The 3,368-nt window shown below is 47.4% G+C and carries 2 protein-coding genes; both read right to left on the bottom strand.

Annotation, left to right across the window (positions count from 1 at the left end):
* A partial coding sequence (locus Xmir_RS10300; RefSeq protein WP_099114291.1) for an Hcp family type VI secretion system effector occupies positions 1-482 on the bottom strand: 482 nt, incomplete at its 3' end.
* Positions 483-990: 508 nt separating this feature from the next.
* The gene (locus tag Xmir_RS10295) at positions 991-3,366 is read right to left on the bottom strand and encodes a primase-like DNA-binding domain-containing protein (protein ID WP_099114290.1); all 2,376 of its coding nucleotides are present in this window, start codon (positions 3,364-3,366) and stop codon (positions 991-993) included.
* Positions 3,367-3,368: the final 2 nt, after the last annotated feature.

Genomic DNA, 3,368 nt, shown 5'->3' with positions numbered 1-3,368 from the left:
TCTTCACGTCCAACTAATTGCGAAATACTGTAACCCGACGTTCCGGCGGCGAGGTGACTGCATGAAATAGATTTGTAATCCAGCATCACCACTTCATGCGGCATGGCGCCGTTGTCGTCGATGGAATGCGGATAATGATAGGAAACATCAACAATGCTCGCGCCTGTCAGTTTGATTTCATAAAAAAATTCCAACTGTCCCATTGGATTGATCCGGTAACACATAAATTTCGCCTCCAACAACTCGTTACCGTTTATTGCCATCGCTAACAGGGGAGAGGATTTATCGAGGGGCTTCACAAAGCTGACAGGGTGATGATTGACGTTCTGGTCTCGGCTCATCGCGTGACTGAGGCTTAATACCTGTATCTGATCTTCCCGTCCTACCTGATACCGGTTGCCGATAGATTCGGGTGTTGAACAGCCCGCAGAAATAAGACCTTGCTTCTTGCCTTTTAACGACAAGTAAATGAGGTATGACATGCGTGTTTCTCCTGTAACATGATGTCCAATCAATGCGCAATAAGGCATTTCATGAAGCAGGATATAACAGTTATTCTTATCGATTCCAGCATGGATAAAAGAACATCAATAAGTTTGTGATTAACGTCTCCTCTTAAACAAAATCAGATAATTACCTATTTTAAATTTCAGGTAATACCCTAAATAAAATCATGTTGACGTGATAGCTTTCCTTTTCTGGTTTGTCCGGCTTTTATTTTCCTGCCAGAGATACCCCCCTGAAAATCTTTTTTACCCTCTCAGTTATGCACCCTGTGCACAATTTCCTGAAAGCCTTGCTACCTCTGGGTTGGTCGTGATTAATAGGATATTCACTGACTGTGTCCCCTGTTCACCCCTTTTTTACACTAAATGAAGAGAATGTAGAGTTGATGTATAGTTAAAAAATAACTATACACCTATTATTTTCTTTTAAATACAGTCAGATATTCGAAATGGTGCATGGAGTGCAGACTTAAACTCAAGAAGTTTATACAGGGGATTTAAAGCCCCTGCATTCAGGCACAGAGGGCAGCCACTCTTCCGCTTCGTCTGACAGCTCAACGTTATAAATGTAGCCTTTCTTGGTTCGCACTTTCCGATATTCCTTCCGGTATTCCTGCATAATCTTCGGTATCGATTCACCAAATTTTGTCAGGGTTAACGGGCGTTCAAAGCCGTGCGCTTCCATAAAAGAAAGATAGGCATGATACAAATACATTCTCGGTGCCCGTGGGCTGATATTTTTATTTCCCATCTTCATGCCAGTCGCCTCATTGACGGAAACCAGATAACCACAAAAGCGATATAACGGATCGGAATGGCTTTTCACCGTTAACGCTTCGTTGGAATCGCGTTGCGCTTGTAGCCGCTTTTTAGCCTTGTTCTGGTCGGCAAATTCGTTTAATAAATGGCGGATAATGACAGGCAGTTCCCGGCTGATTTTCTCCGCCAATTGCGGATCTTTTTCTGACTCTTTGACCGGATGGTTAAACGGGAATATCACCCGCCGCCGTGCAATACCGCCGTTGCGTTCGGTAAAGCTCATGGGTTCGTTATTGGTGGCTAATACCACCGCCTTGATGACCGTAGAAAATTGCTTTTCGTACTTCCCGTCAACTTCAATCAGGTCACCGCCTGTAATGGCTTTGATGCCTGCTCCCTCACCGACATATTTAACCTGATCGGGCAGCGTAATCAGGCTTTTTCCGACAAACTGATAACGCCCCCGTGCTTCGTCCAAGGCTCTCATATTGCCACTGGCGGTATTGTGCTCACCCGCTAATAACGTGGCGATATAGGTAAAGATGCTTTTACCGCTGCCACCTTCGCCCGTCACTTCAATAAATAGCTGCCAGTCATAACGGTTTGCCAAAATCATAAACAGGGCGGCTTTGATTCGATTCATTTTATTTTCATTGCGTCCCGCCGCATGGGACAGCCAGCGATAAAAATCGGGGGCATGAGCCTGTAGGTTCTCATCGGTTGTGGGTGGGGTAAATTCAATGCCGTTATGGTTCATTAACCAATGTTCCGGCTGGTGAGAATAAAACTGCTTGGTTGATAAATCATACACCCCATTACAAAACCCAATTAAATCCTGCCGTTGTTCGCCGATAACCGGCACTTGTAGTTTCATGGCACAAATAGCGTTATTGATCCCGTTCGGGCTGTAAGGGGTTTCGTGTTGGTCGAAGATGGCTACCATTGCGCGGCGCAGCGCGTTATCCGACACGGTTTCCCATATCGCGCCGTTATATTGGTAAACCATTTCGCTTTCAAGGCTTACCGCCACCTTGCCGTAGCGCTCAGCCAGCAGTGCCCCGCGCTGACTGGCAGCCATTTGTGCCAGATTGTTATTGGCCTTTTTGGTCTTCACTTCGTGGATCACTGCCACTTCTTCTATTACGTCCACGGGGGCTTTTCCTCCGACCTGATATAATCCGTGATTAAATGCCTGCTTTGCTGCCTCAATACCGTGATGCTGGCGATAATCGTCCCAGTCGGCTTTCAATGCCGTAGGCGGTAACGTGACCCATCCGGTAATCGCTTTAGCGGTCTTTTCTGCCGCCATTTTGCCGACGTTCTTCTTCGGCTTGCCGTTGTTGTCCAGTTCCCCCGATTCATGCCAGTCATTATCAGCAGCAAGGATAATTTTCACGTCTGACCACCGTTCTCTCACCAGTCCGGCCACGACGGATAAATTTCCCTCATCAATCGCCGCCAGTACCCGACCTTCATGTAACTGGCTGACAGTGAGTGCCGTTGCATAACCTTCGGTAATGATGATTGTGTCCGGCGTTCCGGTAATCTCGGATACGGGGATAAAACTGCCTTTTTTCTGCGTACCAGAGACAAGGCGCTTTTCACCGTTGGGCTTGATGATCTGTGCGCCTGTGATTGTGCCGTCCAGAGTTTGAGTAACCAGCAATAAAGCGCCGTCTTTCAATAACCGCTGATTGGGGCATTGCAGCCCCTTTTTAGCCAGATATTGAGATTCACCCGTGACAGAAGTTGCAACCAGCGCCGCGATGCGTTCCGCAATGGATTTTACTGTTCGGGGCTTTTCTTTGGCGGGCTTGAATTCTGGCAAGGGAAGCGCCAGCGCACCAGAAACTAACTTAGCGGCTTCAAAAATCGTGATCCCTTTCGCCCTTGCCACTAAATCCAGCCCGTCACCGTGATTCGGCTCATCACACTGGCGACAATGCCAGTCACCGTTATGGTGATCATCAATGAAGTGGAAACGGTCAGTTCCGCCGCATATTGGGCAAGCACTATGTTTGCCCCGCGTTGGAACATCAACACCACAGGCAGGTAACAGGCTTTGCCAGTGATTTATGGCCGCGTTCTTCACGGTATGGATAA

This window comes from Xenorhabdus miraniensis (assembly GCF_002632615.1).
The sequence above is the reverse complement of the archived record's forward strand: the minus strand, read 5'-3'. Positions and strand labels throughout refer to the sequence as shown.